This is a genomic window from Staphylococcus sp. GDY8P131P, from assembly GCF_017891975.1.
Lineage (GTDB): Bacteria > Bacillota > Bacilli > Staphylococcales > Staphylococcaceae > Staphylococcus > Staphylococcus nepalensis.
Genome location: NZ_JAESKF010000001.1, coordinates 23,278 through 39,160, shown reverse-complemented (window position 1 = coordinate 39,160; position 15,883 = coordinate 23,278). Strand labels below are relative to the sequence as shown.

Annotated in this window: 16 protein-coding genes; 8 read left to right on the top strand and 8 right to left on the bottom strand. The window is 31.8% G+C overall.

The genetic code is table 11. The annotated features are described in order from the left end of the window. Positions 1-102 precede the first annotated feature (102 nt). Both KA894_RS00175 and KA894_RS14610 read right to left on the bottom strand, forming a co-directional pair. Positions 103-297 carry an SE1626 family protein gene (locus KA894_RS00175; protein WP_096808865.1) on the bottom strand — a complete coding sequence of 65 codons (195 nt, stop codon included), beginning with the start codon at positions 295-297 and terminating at the stop codon, positions 103-105. Between the two features lie 233 nt (positions 298-530). Continuing rightward, positions 531-629 carry a Trp-rich small protein gene (locus KA894_RS14610; RefSeq protein ID WP_096808864.1) on the bottom strand — a complete coding sequence of 33 codons (99 nt, stop codon included), beginning with the start codon at positions 627-629 and terminating at the stop codon, positions 531-533. 199 nt (positions 630-828) lie between these two features. Here KA894_RS14610 and KA894_RS00170 point away from each other — a divergent pair, with 199 nt between their 5' ends. Continuing rightward, positions 829-2,121: an aminotransferase class I/II-fold pyridoxal phosphate-dependent enzyme gene (locus KA894_RS00170; protein WP_115342068.1), complete on the top strand. Its 1,293-nt coding sequence runs from the start codon at positions 829-831 to the stop codon at positions 2,119-2,121. 46 nt (positions 2,122-2,167) lie between these two features. Here KA894_RS00170 and KA894_RS00165 read toward each other — a convergent pair whose 3' ends face one another. From KA894_RS00165 to groES, 3 genes are all read right to left on the bottom strand, one after another. Next, positions 2,168-2,635 (bottom strand): DinB family protein, encoded by a 468-nt coding sequence (locus KA894_RS00165; protein WP_096808862.1) that lies wholly within the window; start codon positions 2,633-2,635, stop codon positions 2,168-2,170. Positions 2,636-3,041: 406 nt separating this feature from the next. Further along, the gene (groL, locus tag KA894_RS00160; RefSeq protein WP_096808861.1) at positions 3,042-4,664 is read right to left on the bottom strand and encodes a chaperonin GroEL; all 1,623 of its coding nucleotides are present in this window, start codon (positions 4,662-4,664) and stop codon (positions 3,042-3,044) included. A gap of 52 nt (positions 4,665-4,716) precedes the next feature. Beyond that, the gene (gene groES / locus KA894_RS00155) at positions 4,717-5,001 is read right to left on the bottom strand and encodes a co-chaperone GroES (protein WP_096808860.1); all 285 of its coding nucleotides are present in this window, start codon (positions 4,999-5,001) and stop codon (positions 4,717-4,719) included. Positions 5,002-5,176: 175 nt separating this feature from the next. On the opposite strand from groES, the gene mroQ reads away from it, so the two are divergent. Then, positions 5,177-5,920, top strand: a complete 744-nt coding sequence (gene mroQ, locus KA894_RS00150; RefSeq protein ID WP_096808859.1) for an intramembrane glutamic endopeptidase MroQ — start codon at positions 5,177-5,179, stop codon at positions 5,918-5,920. Positions 5,921-6,126: 206 nt separating this feature from the next. On the opposite strand, the gene KA894_RS00145 is transcribed toward mroQ, so the two are convergent. After that, positions 6,127-7,893, bottom strand: a complete 1,767-nt coding sequence (locus KA894_RS00145) for an SdrH family protein (protein WP_210133617.1) — start codon at positions 7,891-7,893, stop codon at positions 6,127-6,129. A gap of 191 nt (positions 7,894-8,084) precedes the next feature. Between KA894_RS00145 and KA894_RS00140 the strand changes: the two genes are divergently transcribed. The 6 genes from KA894_RS00140 to agrA all read left to right on the top strand — a co-directional run bounded on the left by KA894_RS00140 (position 8,085) and on the right by agrA (position 13,170). Next, on the top strand, positions 8,085-8,714 hold the full coding sequence (locus KA894_RS00140) for a nitroreductase family protein (protein WP_096808857.1): 630 nt from the start codon (positions 8,085-8,087) through the stop codon (positions 8,712-8,714). Positions 8,715-8,873: 159 nt separating this feature from the next. Beyond that, the gene (locus KA894_RS00135; protein ID WP_103373159.1) at positions 8,874-9,659 is read left to right on the top strand and encodes a carbon-nitrogen family hydrolase; all 786 of its coding nucleotides are present in this window, start codon (positions 8,874-8,876) and stop codon (positions 9,657-9,659) included. A gap of 746 nt (positions 9,660-10,405) precedes the next feature. Further along, complete coding sequence (locus KA894_RS00130; RefSeq protein ID WP_096808855.1) at positions 10,406-10,975, top strand: accessory gene regulator AgrB; 570 nt, start codon at positions 10,406-10,408, stop codon at positions 10,973-10,975. Positions 10,976-10,977: 2 nt separating this feature from the next. After that, complete coding sequence (gene agrD / locus KA894_RS00125; RefSeq protein ID WP_107644464.1) at positions 10,978-11,115, top strand: cyclic lactone autoinducer peptide AgrD; 138 nt, start codon at positions 10,978-10,980, stop codon at positions 11,113-11,115. A 30-nt stretch (positions 11,116-11,145) separates the two neighbouring features. Beyond that, positions 11,146-12,441 carry a quorum-sensing sensor histidine kinase AgrC gene (gene agrC, locus KA894_RS00120; RefSeq protein WP_210133616.1) on the top strand — a complete coding sequence of 432 codons (1,296 nt, stop codon included), beginning with the start codon at positions 11,146-11,148 and terminating at the stop codon, positions 12,439-12,441. Between the two features lie 12 nt (positions 12,442-12,453). Continuing rightward, a complete protein-coding gene (gene agrA, locus KA894_RS00115) occupies positions 12,454-13,170 on the top strand; it encodes a quorum-sensing response regulator AgrA (protein WP_119488137.1) in 717 nt (238 codons plus the stop codon). A gap of 204 nt (positions 13,171-13,374) precedes the next feature. Here the strand turns inward: agrA and KA894_RS00110 are convergent, their stop codons facing one another. Continuing rightward, positions 13,375-14,340 (bottom strand): carbohydrate kinase family protein, encoded by a 966-nt coding sequence (locus KA894_RS00110; protein WP_119488136.1) that lies wholly within the window; start codon positions 14,338-14,340, stop codon positions 13,375-13,377. Then, entirely contained in the window at positions 14,341-15,822 is a 1,482-nt protein-coding gene (locus KA894_RS00105; protein ID WP_210133615.1) for a sucrose-6-phosphate hydrolase, read from the bottom strand. Between the last annotated feature and the right edge of the window lie 61 nt (positions 15,823-15,883).

Sequence of the window (15,883 nt, the reverse complement as noted above, 5' to 3'; positions counted from 1 at the left end):
CACACAGTTGTAAAGAAAAATTTGTAATAAAATTAAAAACGAAATAAAAGCTATAAATAAATGTATTTACTATGCGATACACTCATTTATAGCTTTTTAAAATTATTTCTTTTTATTATGTTGATTATTCCTTTTTCGTCTATCATTACTTCTATTTATAAATGCACAAACCATAAACATAATCGCGGCAATTAGTAATTTAATTCCAGAATTTTCATGACCTGTAGCTTGTAAATAGTAGCCAACAATAAATAATATGATAGCAATAATCACAAATATTTTTGTTAAATGTTTCACTATACTCACCCCAAATAACTACATTGTACCAAAGTTTTCTTTTAATTTCTAAAAGCATTACATTAGTATAATGCGTATTTACCATTTTCTAGTTACTAATTTCTATTACGCGCAATAAAATATATTGTTTGCAGTTTCTACTTTACGATGATAAAATATATATTGCATCCACGGATTATACTACACAACCCCAAGTCTGGTACCGCAGACTTGGGGTTTTTGTGTAAGGCCGCCTATTTGTTTTTCCATTTGTCTTCTAACCAAACTCGAAATACAACAAGCAAGCCACCTGTTAATAACGTAACTATGATTTCTTGCCACCACGTAACCATACTACACCCCCCACAGAAAAAAGTACCATGTAGGAATTTGATGGCCTATTTATATTCTAACATAAAATAGAACGTGTGTTCGTATAAATAACTATAATTTTACAATTTTCTTATAAAACACGTGCAACACTTTAATTTTAACCTATTTCAAGATAATATAGATATATCATTTAAAAAAGTAAAGAGAGGTTGACCAACTATGAATCCTTTAGCTTTAGATTTAAACGAGCAATTATCTAAATCCAGCCCAGAAATTGCTGACATGCTTTCTGATCTTGGAAAGTTAATGTATTATCCAAAAGGTATTTTATCACAATCAGCTGAAGCAAAAGCTACTAAGTATAATGCTACAATCGGTATGGCAACATATAAAGATAGTAAAATGTATGCTGAAACATTAAACGATATGTTCAATCATTTAGAACCAGATGAAATTTTCCCCTATGCTCCACCTCAAGGTTTAGAGACGCTGCGCGACTTGTGGCAACAAAAAATGTTGAAAGAAAACCCTGATTTAAATTCTAATGACATGTCTAGACCTATCGTTACCAATGCATTGACACATGGTTTATCCCTAGTTGGAGATATGTTCGTTGATAGCGGCGATACGATTTTATTACCATCACATAATTGGGGTAATTATAAACTTGTATATAGTACAAGACACAGCGCTGAAATTGAAACGTATGACATCTTTGATGAGAATGGCCATTTTACTACTGAACAACTTGTTCATACATTAGAACAATACAATAAAGAAAAAGTTGTTTTAATTTTAAATTATCCAAATAACCCAACTGGTTACACACCTACAAAAGATGAGGCAACCATCATAGTTGATGCAATTAAATCACTTGCTGAACGTGGGACAAACGTAATTGCGTTAGTAGATGACGCATACTATGGTTTATTTTATGAAGATGTTTACACACAATCTCTATTTACTGCATTAACGAATTTACATTTATCAAACTTATTACCAATCCGTTTGGATGGCGCTACTAAAGAATTTTTTGCATGGGGCTTAAGAGTAGGATTTATCAGCTTTGGCGTTGAAGACGATACTACCAAACAAGTTTTAGAAGCCAAAGTAAAAGGATTGATAAGAAGCAATATTTCGAGCGGCCCAATGCCATCACAAAGCGCTGTTAAATATGTTCTTGAAAATCATGATGAATTTGATAAAGAGATTCAAAATAATATTAATACGCTAAACGATAGATACCGTGTTACAAAATCTGTTGTTTATGATGAAAAATATGCAGCATACTGGCAACCATATGATTTTAACTCTGGTTATTTTATGGCGCTCCAAGTTAAAGCCGTTAACCCAGAACAATTACGTAAACATTTAATTGAAAAATATTCAATCGGCATCATCGCATTAAATGATTCTGACATTAGAATTGCTTTCAGTTGTGTTGAAAAAAATGATATACCTCATGTTTTTGATTCCATTGCAAAAGGCATTGAAGATCTACAAAATGCTTAACAATAAAAAAGAGATGAAATTGCTAAAAAGCAATTTCATCTCTTTTTTATTGTTGTTGTTTCAAGACACGTGACATTTCTTCAATTTTACCGGCATGTAACGGGATATGAATCGCGTTTAGTACTAATAATTCATCTAATGTACTACAACCTGCAATCGTTTCAGTCAACTCAGCTTCTAATTCTTCATCTGTAAGTTTTCTAGAACGTTCAGGCAATGTTTGTAACGTATCTAATATCTCATTAATATCTGGTACTGTTTCGTCTTCCCAGTTTTCCGGTGAAGAACCATAACCAAACAGTTTTGTATATTTCTCTATATCCACTGTATTTTTATCATATAAAGATAAAGCTGTTTCGAATATAGTTAATACATGACCATATTGCCAATGTATCGTGTTTGGAAATAAATCAATTTTATCATCTAACACTTGATCATTATTCCAATTTTCATAATTTGAAATAAGATAATTAATGCCCATATCAATCACATCGTATACTGATTTTTTTGTCATAATTAAACTCCCTCCACAATTAGATATATCATACGTACAAGACACTCCTTTAACGTTTCAAGAGTTATCTAAAATGTACACTCACTCTCTACCCTTTTATTTATTAATTATTCATTTCATCTAAATTTATAATTAAATTTCAAATAATTTTAATTTCCTAAATCGTCCTGTTTCTACACATTTCTCACCATTACTACTGATAAAATTATCATATGGATAGCCAGTGTATGATTTATTTCATGTTCTTATTTATTAAAGCATGTTTCAGGATTAAAATTAAAAAACGTTTCTCAAAAGTTTGATAATCTAATGAGAAACGTCAATAAAGCATTATTTTAAAATTTTTACGTAAAATGATGTCATGTCAACAACCTAAATATTGATATAACAGCCTTGAATGGTTATTTTACATCATACCTGGCATACCACCCATGCCTGGTTGTGGGTCATTACCGCTTTCTTCTGGGATATTAGCTACAACTGCTTCAGTAGTTAAGAACATTGCTGCAACACTTGCTGCATGTTGAAGCGATGAACGTGTCACTTTTGTTGGGTCCACAATTCCAGCTTCTAGCATATTAACCCATTCGTTAGTTGCCGCATTAAAACCGACACCTACTTCTGAATTTTTAAGTCTTTCAACTATAATTGAACCTTCTAGACCAGCGTTTATTGCTATTTGACGAACTGGTGCTTCTAAAGCTTTCAGGACAATATTCACTCCTGTAGCTACATCGCCATCAGCTTCAATTTTAGATACTTTATCATAAATATTCATAAATGCTGTGCCACCGCCTGCTACGATACCTTCTTCCACAGCAGCTCTAGTAGAGTTTAAAGCATCTTCAATACGTAATTTGCGTTCTTTTAATTCAGTTTCACTTGCTGCGCCCACTTTAATTACTGCAACGCCACCTGCTAATTTAGCTAAACGTTCTTGTAATTTTTCTCTATCAAAATCTGAATCAGTTTCTTCAATTTGAGCTTTGATTTGGCTTACTCTTGCATCTATATTATTTTGATCGCCATCACCATCGACGATTGTAGTATTGTCTTTAGTAACTTCAGCTTTATTTGATGTACCTAACATATCAAGTGATGCATCTTTTAACTCTAAACCTAAATCATCTGTAATAACTTGCGCACCTGTTAAGATTGCTAAATCTTCTAACATTGCTTTACGACGATCACCAAATCCGGGTGCTTTTACAGCTACTGCAGTAAACGTGCCGCGCATACGGTTTAAAACAATGTTTGTTAATGCGTCGCCCTCTACATCATCAGCTACAATTAAAATTGGACGATTAGATTGAACTACTTGTTCTAATAGCGGTAAGATATCTTGGAATGATGAAATCTTTTTATCTGTAATTAAAATGTATGGTCTTTCTAGCTCAGCAACCATTTTATCGGAATCAGTTACCATATATGGTGATTGATAACCTCTATCGAATTGCATACCTTCAACCACTTCTAGTTCTGTGTTAAAACCACTTGATTCTTCAATAGTAATAACGCCATCATTGCCAACTTTTTCCATTGCTTCAGAAATATATTTACCGATTTCTTCATCTGCTGCCGAAATAGAACCAACTTGTGCAATTTCATTTTTATTATCCACATTTTGTGAAATTTCATGTAATGCTTCAATTGCAACGTCAACAGCTTTATCAATGCCTTGGCGTAAACCAACTGGGTTAGCACCACTTGTTACGTTTTTCAAACCTTCTTGAATCATTGCTTGTGCTAATACAGTTGCAGTAGTAGTACCATCGCCAGCAATCTCATTTGTCTTATTAGCTACTTCTTGTACTAATTTCGCACCCATATTTTCATATGGATCTTCTAATTCAATCTCTTTAGCGATTGTTACCCCATCATTTGTAATTAATGGTGATGTATATTCTTTATCTAATACAACGTTACGTCCTTTTGGTCCAATTGTAACTTTGACAGCATTTGCTAATTTGTCTACACCTCTAAGCATAGATTGACGTGCATCTTCAGAGAATTTTAAATCTTTAGCCATATTTCTCGTACCTCCATGTTGTTAGTATTTTATAAAGTTAATTTTTTATTTTCTATTCAATAATTGCTAAAATATCGTCTTCATTAAGGATTAAATAAGTTTCGTCTCCACGTTTAACTTCAGTACCGGCAAATTGTTGAAATACAACGTTATCGCCTTCGTTTACTTCAGGAGCAACTCGAGAACCATCTTTTAAAATACGCCCTGCACCTACTGCAATTATCGTACCTTCGTTTGACTTCTCTTTAGCGCTATCTGTTAATACGATACCACTTTTTGTTGTTTGCTCTTGTTCTATTTTTTGAATAATTACTCGGTTACCTAATGGTTTTAACATTGATTGTTCCTCCTTAGAATTAAAAATCTTTAGCACTTAGTTAATCAGAGTGCTAATCTACTTTCTATAATAATCAAAGTTGGTCAATATTTCAAGTTAAAACCATCACTGTTTATTTTGTATGAAAAACTAATTTGCGCTAAAATAGAGTATAAACTATTTTTGGAGGTTCATTATGTCTCGTTTGTGGGTATCCATATTGACATTAATTATTTATGGCCTTGCACAATATGGTGTTTTATTTTTTCATATGGCAGGCTTTTTTAACAATCTAAGTGGTAAATCATTAGCATTTGCTAATATTTATACACAAGTAACTTTATTTATTATTGCAGCATTTATCATCATTATTATCAACAACTTTATTTCTAATCCTACACAGCTTGAACAACAGCATAAGGAAAAGAAACGTTATGCAATTTTATGGTCATTAATTGGATATGTATGTGTTATGTTTTATCAAATTATTGCCGGCATTATCAATATGTATGTTCTAGGTGGCCCTAAATCAAGCCCTAACACTGAACAATTAATGAAAGTAGCCCAAGAAATACCTGTCTTTATTATTTTAATCTCAGTAGTAGGGCCTATTCTTGAAGAATATGTATTTAGAAAAGTTATATTCGGTGAATTGTATAACCTTATGAAGGGTAGTAAAGCGTTACGATTCATTGTAGCTTCAATCGTAAGTTCTATTATTTTTAGTGCTGCGCATGGCGACCCTGCTTTCTTTATAATTTACTTTGGCATGGGAATGATTTTTTCAGGTTTATATGCTTTTACAAAACGTATATGGGTGCCAATTGTTGTACATATGATGCAAAACGGTTTTGTAGTTATCATTCAAGTTTTAGTAGGGCCAGAAAAAATAAAAGAATTACAAGAAACAGCTTCATTTATCTTTAATTTAATTATTTAGATTATTGGAGTGACAAAATATATTAAGAAAAGAGCCTGAGACAACGATTGTCTCAGGCTCTTTATTGATATCAAAAGCATGTGGTTAAACCAAAAACATCATTGTTTCAATTTTGATATCCACGCTTAGGAAGGATAACGAAACTTTTTCTAGATTAGGTTTTTCTTTCATCTCTTTTTTTATGTCAATTCAATTAATGACTGTATTTATTTTATTTTGCTGTTTTTACGATGAACAAAATATCCAACCAGTACACCTACAAAAATTACAATAATCGCTGTGATTAAAGCAAATAAAGTGCGTTCAAATTTGATATCAATGGTATTTTGGGCATCTCTTTTTGTAGTCTCGGTTATTTCTTCATCACTACTTGAGTGATACTCATATTTGCCTGAAGCATTTTTGGTTTTTGGATTTTTCAAATCTGGCATTGAACCAATTTCTCCAGTAATCAATGCTAATACTTGATTATCTAAATTTTGATAATAATCTTGTGATTTTAACGGGTTAAAATACTGGAACTTAAAATAATTTGTGCCTTTTTGTAACTCGTTTAAAAAACTATTATCATCAAATTTGTGTGGTCTAAGCATTGATAAAATTTCTTTGTTCGAAACATCATCTTGATTATCGTTTAATTGTTTTGCTTGATTCACAACAAAAGGATTATATTTGAAAGATCCAGTAGACATTTGGCTAAATCTGTTTAAAATTTGATGTTCATTATTTATATTTGAGGATGCTTGTTTTGTACTTTCATTAGCTGGTAAATCACCATAGTTTAATTCGCTATGTTGGTTATTCGAATGTGACCTTTGTGTAATGTTGTTTTGCTGACCATTAGACTTTTCATTTTCAACTGATCTTTGCACATTAGGTCGTGATGGGTTTGAAGGCCTATTTGGTTGTATTCGTTGATAATTATCACCGATATCGCCCTTATCATCTTCATTATTAGGCTTCGAAGGGTTATTAAGATTATTGGAGTTAGACGACTGACCTGAGGAAGTTGAATTACCTGCCCCTTCGTTTGTATTACCTACGCCATTTGGATTTGTTGTGCCCTCGCCATTCGAGTTGTCTGGGTTGGTTGGCGTACCTCCACCACCATTATTTGGTTGTTCCGAATTGTTTGAATCATCTGCGCCTTCATTGGTGTCGCCAGATTCATTCGGATTTGAGGTGTTTCCATCATTCGGTTTATCTGGATTTGTTGGCGTACCTCCACCACCATTATTTGGTTGTTCCGAATTGTTTGAATCATCTGTGCCTTCATTGGTGTCGCCAGGTTCATTCGGATTTGAGGTGTTTCCATCATTCGGTTTATCTGGATTTGTTGGTGTATCTCCGCCACCATTATTTGGTTGTTCCGAATTGTTTGAATCATCTGCGCCTTCATTGGTGTCGCCAGATTCATCCGGATTTGAGGTGTTTCCATCATTCGGTTTATCTGGATTTGTTGGCGTACCTCCACCACCATTATTTGGTTGTTCCGAATTTGTATCGTCACTTATATCTGAGTGTGAAGTACTATCATCGTTTGTATTATCTGAATTGATCGGTATATGTTCATCATTTGATTCATCTGGATTATTGGATGTGCTTTCGCCATTATCGTTTGGTTGATTCGAATTTGTTGAATCATTTGTGCCTTCATTTGTACCATCATTTACATCTTGATTTGGTATATCCGTTGAAGCATTATTTGTATTAGCAGTTGCTTCATCAACATTCGAATTTGTATTTTCTGTATTATAGTTTGTTGCATAAAGGTCAGAAACTGAAGGCATAAACTTTGAATTTACCGCCTTATTTTTATCGCTAATATCTTTGGCTAAATTCATTGATAAATTGTTATTTTTGTTAGTATCTTTATTTTCTTCTTCGGCTAGAATAGGTTTAGACATTAAAGTAGCTCCTACAGCAAAAGCGAAGCCAGAAACTAACAGTTTATTTGTTTTATACCTTTTCATTCTCTCACCTCCGATTATTCATTTTACATTCAGTTTTATTATATTAGAAAGCATACTTTTTTTCATTAGTTAGATGCTTTTTGAAAGGAAAAAGTAATAAATCTGAAATTTTTTGTAAAAACCCTATTTACAAACTCTGATATAATATTTATACTAGGTATATAATTTGAATTATTAAAGGAGCTATCATAATGGGAATTTTCACTAAAAAATCAAAAGATTTAGATGCATTGCAAAATGCTATAGAAACTAGACGCACAGTATATAGTTTAGATAAAGAAATTTCAATTTCTGATAAAGAAGTTGAAAATATAATTGAACACGCTATTAAACATGTACCATCTTCATTTAACTCACAATCAACACGCGTTGTATTATTATTGAATAATAATCATGATAAATTTTGGGAAATCGCAAAAGAAGAACTTAAAAATGTAATGGGCCCTGACCGTGATTTCCAACCTACTGCAGACAAAATTGACAACTTCAAACATTCACATGGCACTATTTTATTCTTTGAAGATGAAGAAGTAATCGAAGGTTTACAAAATCAAATGCCAAACTACGCAGAAAATTTTGCGGTTTGGTCTAATCAAACAAATGCTATGCACCAATTCGCAATTTGGACAGCATTAAGTACTGAGGGCATTGGTGCTTCTCTCCAACATTACAACCCTCTTGTAGATGTAGCCGTTGCTGAAGCATTTGATATTCCAAAAACTTGGAAACTTGTGGGACAAATGCCTTTCGGTAATGTCCGTGAAGAAGCTGGCGAAAAAGAATTTAATGATGTAAGCAAACGTTTCCTTATTAGAAAATAATTAAATTCATATGCTAGTTAATAGAATTAAATTTTTATAATTTTTATAACTGACGGTAAGTTGTTAAACTTCTCTGTCAGTTTTTTTATTAAACAAATTTTGAATTTTCTAAAAATATTTAGTATATTAACTTTAATACTAAATTAAGGGGCGATAGAGATGAATATAGAAGTCTTTCAATTTAAAATTGAACCATCTAATGTTTCATTAAATGAAGAAACAATTAAAAATTGGTTTTCTAAATATGTGACATCAGAAACAGATGTTGTCGTATTACCAGAAATGTGGAATAACGGTTATGCCCTACCTCAATTAAATAAGCTTGCTGATCAACAATTATCACGAAGCTTTGAATTTATATCAAAATTAGCGATACAATATCATGTTGATATCGTTGCGGGTTCTGTATCAAACAGTATGAAAGAAGATATTTATAATACTGCCTTTGCAGTATCTAAACACGGTTATCTCATTAATAGTTACGATAAAGTACACCTTGTTCCTATGTTAGATGAACCACTCTATATGAGTGCAGGTAATGCTGTTCCTGAACCCTTTTCACTTTCGAATGGAGTAAAAATTGCACAAATCATTTGCTATGATTTACGTTTTCCTGAATTACTACGTTATCCAGCACGTAAAGGCGCAGAAATAGCAATTTATGTAGCACAGTGGCCAAGTGTTAGATTAGATCATTGGGTTGCGCTGTTGAAAGCACGAGCAATTGAAAATGATATGTTCGTTATCGGTTGCAATAGTTGTGGTGATGATGGTAAAACCGAGTATGCGGGCAATTCTATTATTATTAATCCTAATGGCGAAGTGATAGACCAACTCAACGATAAAGAAGGACAACTAAGTTGTTCTTTAGATTTAAATGAAGTATCTAAACAACGTGAATCAATACCAGTTTTTAAAAATTTGAGACCTCATCTTTATAAATGAATATAAAAAACCGTGAGCTTGGGAGCGACTCACGGTTTTGTAACTTATTATTAAGGGAATGTTTTATACAGTTATTTCTCTATCTATTTTTGGGGATGTTATTAATTATGAAAAAAATTAGTGAATTTATCGATTAAAATGATAAATTGAATGATGTTTACGATAGCTTACATGTTTAATTTTAATTTGTCTCTGTTATAGACAATGTTAAAATTGAATTGGATTTGAGACTGGGAAAGGTCTACAAATACAAATAAGGGATTTGCTTAAAGAATTAAGCGAGTTGTGTACTTATTTAGTACTATTTTACGAAATCACTAGCTATTGCTGAAAAGGTTCTTGTCACTACATCAGCCTCCTCTTGTCCGTATTCAAAGAACTGAAAACGATAACTAAACTTGTAACTTCAATAACTATACGAAGAAAGCACAGTTACAATTTTTAGTTGTATTAATTAGACTCCTGCTCATAAGTCTAATCAATATAGTCATTTAAACGATTCAGTTAAAATGACTCAAGCAATGTTATCACTTCTTTGTGATACAATTATATTTAACCATATATCTGTTTAATTGCGTGAGATATTCCCTAACTCGTAATATTTCATACTTATTCGTTAAGAATTGTATGTTAAAATAAAGAAGATAAGAATTTCAAACAGTTAGGAATTCAAAATATACACTTAAGCAATGAGACGCCTAAAATATAATTAAAATTGTATAATACGAGTGAGGAGAGAAAAGCCAATGGTAAAGTTAATTGATAATAAAATTGACAACTTTGCTAAACACCTACAATTACGCAACAACTTAGATCATATAGAATATTTAAAAATGCGTTTAGGTATGCAAGTTTTTGTAAGTAATATTTTTAAGACGATTATAATTTATGGCGTTTCTATCCTTTGTCATCTATTTTTATACACACTAACTGTCCACTTATCATTTTTTATAATTAGGCATTTTGCGCATGGCGCGCATGCTAAAAATTCTCTAATTTGTTATTTAGAAAGTTTAGTTTATTTTGTTTTACTGCCTTGGATAGTCGGGTATATACAAGTGCCGTTTCTGGTAATGTTTCCACTAGCTATTATAGGTTTAATTATAATTATAATATACGCACCATCTGCTACTAAAAAGCAACCTATCCCAAAAAGACTAAGAAAAGGTAAGAGAATCAAAGCTATAAGTGTAACGTTACTATTGTTGATAATTTCAATCTTTTTAAATGAGCCTTATCAACAATTAATGTTACTTGGTATTATTATTATATCTATCTTGCAACTTCCAATATTTTTCCCTAAGGAGGATGGTTAATTATGAATATTTTCGAATCGTTTTTAACATTTTTTGCTAAGTTTTTTGCTATTATTGGTGCAATTTCGGGTGTTAAACCTTGTACTGCATTTGCCGATGAACCTGAAATTCCTAAAGAATTAACAGATTTATACGAATAGAATAATAGTTAGTTAGAAAGTGTGTATAATATGGTGATTTTAATATCAGTGCTTTTATCGTTGTTACAAGCAATTATTTTATTTTATAATATGAAGCTTATAAGTGGGGTTCATTTTACTAAGAGGGATTATATTTCAATTATTGGGATAATAATCCCTTCTGCTGTTTTATTTCTTACTATTGAATCTCAAGCAGTCTTATTTTTGTTTATAGCAAGTATAGTATTCATGTATTTCAAAAACAAATTCATGGGTATTGTCACCGCATTAATTTGTTTTTTTATTTTATATATGGCCAATTTCACAAGTTTATGGCTAAGCAGTTTAATTGTAGACGTAATAATCATAAAATATAATTTTTCAATATTTTACGCTGTTACTTACACGATATTTTCATTAATTTATGCCTACATTGCTAAATTTTTTATTAAACGCTTATCTTTTTCAGATTTATCGTTAAACAAAATATATTTAACATTAGTTAGTTTATTTTTATTAACGATTTTAGGCCTAATTTATTTTTATTTACCACAACAAGATGTAACTTTTGGTGATGCTAAATTTATTTCAATTATGTATGCAGTCGTAATTGTTACTACTGCGATTTTAATTGTTACCATTTCTTTTAGTATTATTCGCCAAATCCAGTATAAGCGTAATATGCAAGAAATTGAAAATTATTATAAATATACGTTGCAAATCGAAGAAATTAATAATGAAATGCGTAAATTTCGACATGATTATGTTAATATACTTTCAACTTTATCTGATTTTATAAGAGAAGATGATATGGAAGGCCTACGTAAATATTTCAATGAAGAAATTATGCCGATGCAAGATAATATGCAAATGAAGTCACTCAAAATTAATGGTATTGAAAATTTAAAAGTTCGTGAAATTAAAGGTTTATTAACTACTAAAATTTTACAAGCACAAGAAAAAAACATTAGACTAAGCATTGAGGTGCCTGAGCCAATTGAAAAAATTGATATGCCGATTATCAACTTAAGTAGAGTGATTGGTATATTACTAGATAATGCGATTGAGGCATCAGAAAAAATTGAAGAAGATCCTTTAATTCGTATTGCTTTTATTAAAAATGAAGACGCATCTGTGACATTTATTGTTATGAATAAATGTAAACCAGATATGCCTAGGGTACATACATTATTCCAAGAAAATTATTCTACAAAAGGTAAAAACCGAGGATTAGGTTTATCTAACCTAAAAGAAATAACCGATGCAACTTCCAATGTTTTATTAGATACGACCATTGATAATAACTATTTTATTCAAAAAGTAGAAATATTAAATTCAGATTCATAAGGATGTGTATATATGAAAATATTCATTTGTGAAGATGATGAGAGACAACGTGAAAATTTGGTTTCTATTATCAATAATTACATCATGATAGAAGAAAAACCGATGGAAATTGAAGTAGCAACCTCTGATCCTTATGAGGTATTGGAACATGCAAAGGAACTTAAAGATATCGGTTGTTACTTTCTAGACATACAATTAGAAGCTGATATTAATGGTATTAAATTAGCGAGCGAAATCCGAAAATATGATCCAGTCAGTAATATCATTTTCGTCACTAGTCATAGTGAACTGACCTATCTGACATTTGTTTATAAAGTTGCGGCTATGGATTTTATTTTCAAGGATGATCCTGATGAATTGAAATCAAGAGTTATTGATTGTCTTGAAACTTCTGAAACACGATTGAAATTACTTTCTAAAGAAAGTACTGTAGAAACAATTGAATTAAAACGTGGAAGCAATTCTGTTTATGTACAATACGATGATGTAATGTTCTTTGAGTCTTCCTCTAATTCTCATCGTTTAATTGCTCATTTAGATAATAGACAAATTGAATTCTATGGTAACTTGAAAGAAATCGACAATTTAGATGAACGCTTTTTCAGATGCCATAATAGTTTCGTTATTAACAGGCACAATATTGAATCTATTGATTCTAAATCACGTATTGTTTACTTTAAAAATAACGAACACTGCTACGCTTCCGTACGTAATGTAAAAAAAATTTAATACATACTAAACTTAGCTATGAAAAATCAATGACGATTGATTTTTCATAGCTATTTTTTTATAGTTGTAGAGATTGAGACACAAAATGGTATGCTTCCTTTAAAGAGAGCATATCAAAATGAATTGTTTTAACCTTAATGTTTACTATATTGGTAATAGCTTATTGAATTAAATATATACTCATTTCGTTCTAAGCCTTTGTTTTTAACCTTTTAATGCTTGTTCTACCTCATCCAAAGTGGGGATACTACCGATTGCACCGTATTTGGTCGTAACTTTTGCAGCTACTATATTACTAAATTGCAGCATTGTTTCGCCTTCAGTTTTCAAAGCTTCTATAGGGTTATTGATTTGAGATACTGATAATCTATTAATTAATGCACCTATAAATGCATCGCCAGCACCTGTTGTATCTACTGCTTGTACTTTATATCCTAAGTGACTAATGACTGTGCCATCTTTTAAATGAATTTCAGCACCATCTCTACCTTTAGTATAAATGACCGCTTCAACAGTGCCTTGGAACAGCCATGCGATCGCTTTTTGTTCATCTTCAAATCCTGTTACAAATGTTAATTCTTCGTCAGAAATTTTCACAATATGTGTTAATGGTAGAAACTCATGAATGGCTGCTCTACAAGCCACTTCACTGTCCCATAATGGTAAACGTACATTAGGATCAAAAATAATAGTACCATTTACTGATTTAACCTTATCTATTAATGCTTTATGCGCTTGTTTCATTGGGCTGTCTACCAAATCTACTGAACAAAAATGTAGCATATCATTTTCCGATACTGTGATATGTGCTATATTGTTAGCATCATACAACATATCTGCAGATGGTTTGCGATAAAATGAAAAATCTCGTTCACCGTCCTTAGTTAAACTTACAAATGCTAATGCAGTGTTTGCTTCATTTGTACGCTGAATATAATCAGTTTTGACACCAATCTCTTCTATTGTCTCAACAATTAAATCTCCGAATGCATCGGTGCCTAATTGCGTTATCATTTCAGCTTGTCCGCCCAATTTTGTCGTCGTACAAGCAACATTGCAAGGAGCGCCCCCTACCTGCCTTGTAAACCCTTCAACGTCTTTTAATTTTGAGTCCTTCTGGTCAGGGATAAAATCTATTAGTGCTTCTCCTATTGCAAGTAAACGTTTCATTTATTTATCATCCTTTAAATCATATTTTGTAAAATTAAGAAATACTTGTCCAGATTCCGTAGAAGCTTTTATACCTATGGCTTCATCATCCGTAAAAATTCTTGAAGTCATCACACGCTCACCATCATTACAGAATAGTTCAATACTTGAAGTATCAACAAATAATTGCAATTGAGATAAAGGCTTATCTAAATAGGTACTTCGTGTTTTTCCATCAACTGGTTCTGGCAATGTACCACTTTCACTGCGATCCAATGTGATTTTTCTTGTTTTCGTATTATAAGTGATGAGTGTCGATTGTAATTTAGATGCTCTGATTTCAAAATAGATCTCAGTAGCTTCATTTTCTAAAATATCAATGATTAACTCAAATTGTTTACCTTCATATGGATACAAAAAACGTGTAAATTTATTTGCATAACCTAGCGCTGTTTCCTTATTAGATCTCAATTGTTGAAGGGCCTTAATTGGACGTTGCTTTAAATTGCCTTGCTCAATGGACAAAATACGTGGGATTGTTAAACAATGTGCCCAATCATCAGAGTCAGAAGGATAATTTATTTCTGGCAAACCCATCCACCCTATTAGTATTCTGTTTCCAGAAGCATCTGTAAAAGTTTGTGGTGCATAAAAGTCAAAACCATGATCTAATTCATGAAAATCTCCATGATTCATATCTAAATTTTCGATATCGTATTGGCCCATGATATAACCAGATTGATATATATTTCTAAATTTCTCTCCTTCTGGTTCAACACCTTGTGGACAGAATAATAATAAATCAAAGCCATCTAAATTAAAATAGTCTGGACATTCCCATATATATCCAAAGGCATCTAGTTTTGTTTGAATTTCACCTTGAAACGTCCAATTAACAATATCTTTGGATTGATATTGGAGTATTCGGCCGAACCCTTCCTCATTTTGAGCAGCAATAAAGGCATAATAAATCCCATCTTTAACATACACTTTTGGGTCTCTAAAATGCTGTGTATAACCTGACGGAGGTCCCGATATCACAGCTTTAGGAAATTTATGTACTTCACCGTTTTTATGCACTTTAGCTATATGTTGTGTTGATTTTCGATTCCAGTCTTCATCTCTGTGATTGCCAGTATACATATAATATAAGTTATCTTGATAAACAAACGCACTGCCACTATACACTCCGTGACTATCATCTTTTGTATCTGGTTTTAATGAAATACCTTTATCGGCAAAATTGATTAAATCTTTACTTGTATATGTATACCAATATTTCAAACCATGAACAGGTCCTAAAGGGAACCATTGATGAGAAATATAATAGTCTCCGTTAAAATAAATAAGTCCATTAGGATCGTTTAATAGTCCTGTTTTCGGTTGTATATGAAATAATTGTCTATATTTGGATTGATTAACACGTTCTGTTAATTCATTTATTGTATCTTGATCCATATCTTCATAACGTTGATAACGTTCATCTCTTGTCCATTCACGCACTGTTTTTCCTCCTATTGCAAATTCTTCCGGATTTTGGTACCGGTTCCACTTAATATAATTT

What these genes read in the sequence shown, in the direction of transcription:
- KA894_RS14610 (WP_096808864.1), bottom strand. Translation starts at nt 629, where the DNA reads ATGGTTACGTGGTGGCAAGAAATCATAGTTACGTTATTAACAGGTGGC.
- KA894_RS00135 (WP_103373159.1), top strand. Translation starts at nt 8,874, where the DNA reads ATGAATATAGAAGTCTTTCAATTTAAAATTGAACCATCTAATGTTTCA.
- KA894_RS00145 (WP_210133617.1), bottom strand. Translation starts at nt 7,893, where the DNA reads ATGAAAAGGTATAAAACAAATAAACTGTTAGTTTCTGGCTTCGCTTTT.
- KA894_RS00110 (WP_119488136.1), bottom strand. Translation starts at nt 14,340, where the DNA reads ATGAAACGTTTACTTGCAATAGGAGAAGCACTAATAGATTTTATCCCT.
- mroQ (WP_096808859.1), top strand. Translation starts at nt 5,177, where the DNA reads ATGTCTCGTTTGTGGGTATCCATATTGACATTAATTATTTATGGCCTT.
- KA894_RS00130 (WP_096808855.1), top strand. Translation starts at nt 10,406, where the DNA reads ATGGTAAAGTTAATTGATAATAAAATTGACAACTTTGCTAAACACCTA.
- KA894_RS00140 (WP_096808857.1), top strand. Translation starts at nt 8,085, where the DNA reads ATGGGAATTTTCACTAAAAAATCAAAAGATTTAGATGCATTGCAAAAT.
- KA894_RS00165 (WP_096808862.1), bottom strand. Translation starts at nt 2,635, where the DNA reads ATGACAAAAAAATCAGTATACGATGTGATTGATATGGGCATTAATTAT.
- groL (WP_096808861.1), bottom strand. Translation starts at nt 4,664, where the DNA reads ATGGCTAAAGATTTAAAATTCTCTGAAGATGCACGTCAATCTATGCTT.
- agrA (WP_119488137.1), top strand. Translation starts at nt 12,454, where the DNA reads ATGAAAATATTCATTTGTGAAGATGATGAGAGACAACGTGAAAATTTG.
- KA894_RS00170 (WP_115342068.1), top strand. Translation starts at nt 829, where the DNA reads ATGAATCCTTTAGCTTTAGATTTAAACGAGCAATTATCTAAATCCAGC.
- agrD (WP_107644464.1), top strand. Translation starts at nt 10,978, where the DNA reads ATGAATATTTTCGAATCGTTTTTAACATTTTTTGCTAAGTTTTTTGCT.
- groES (WP_096808860.1), bottom strand. Translation starts at nt 5,001, where the DNA reads ATGTTAAAACCATTAGGTAACCGAGTAATTATTCAAAAAATAGAACAA.
- agrC (WP_210133616.1), top strand. Translation starts at nt 11,146, where the DNA reads ATGGTGATTTTAATATCAGTGCTTTTATCGTTGTTACAAGCAATTATT.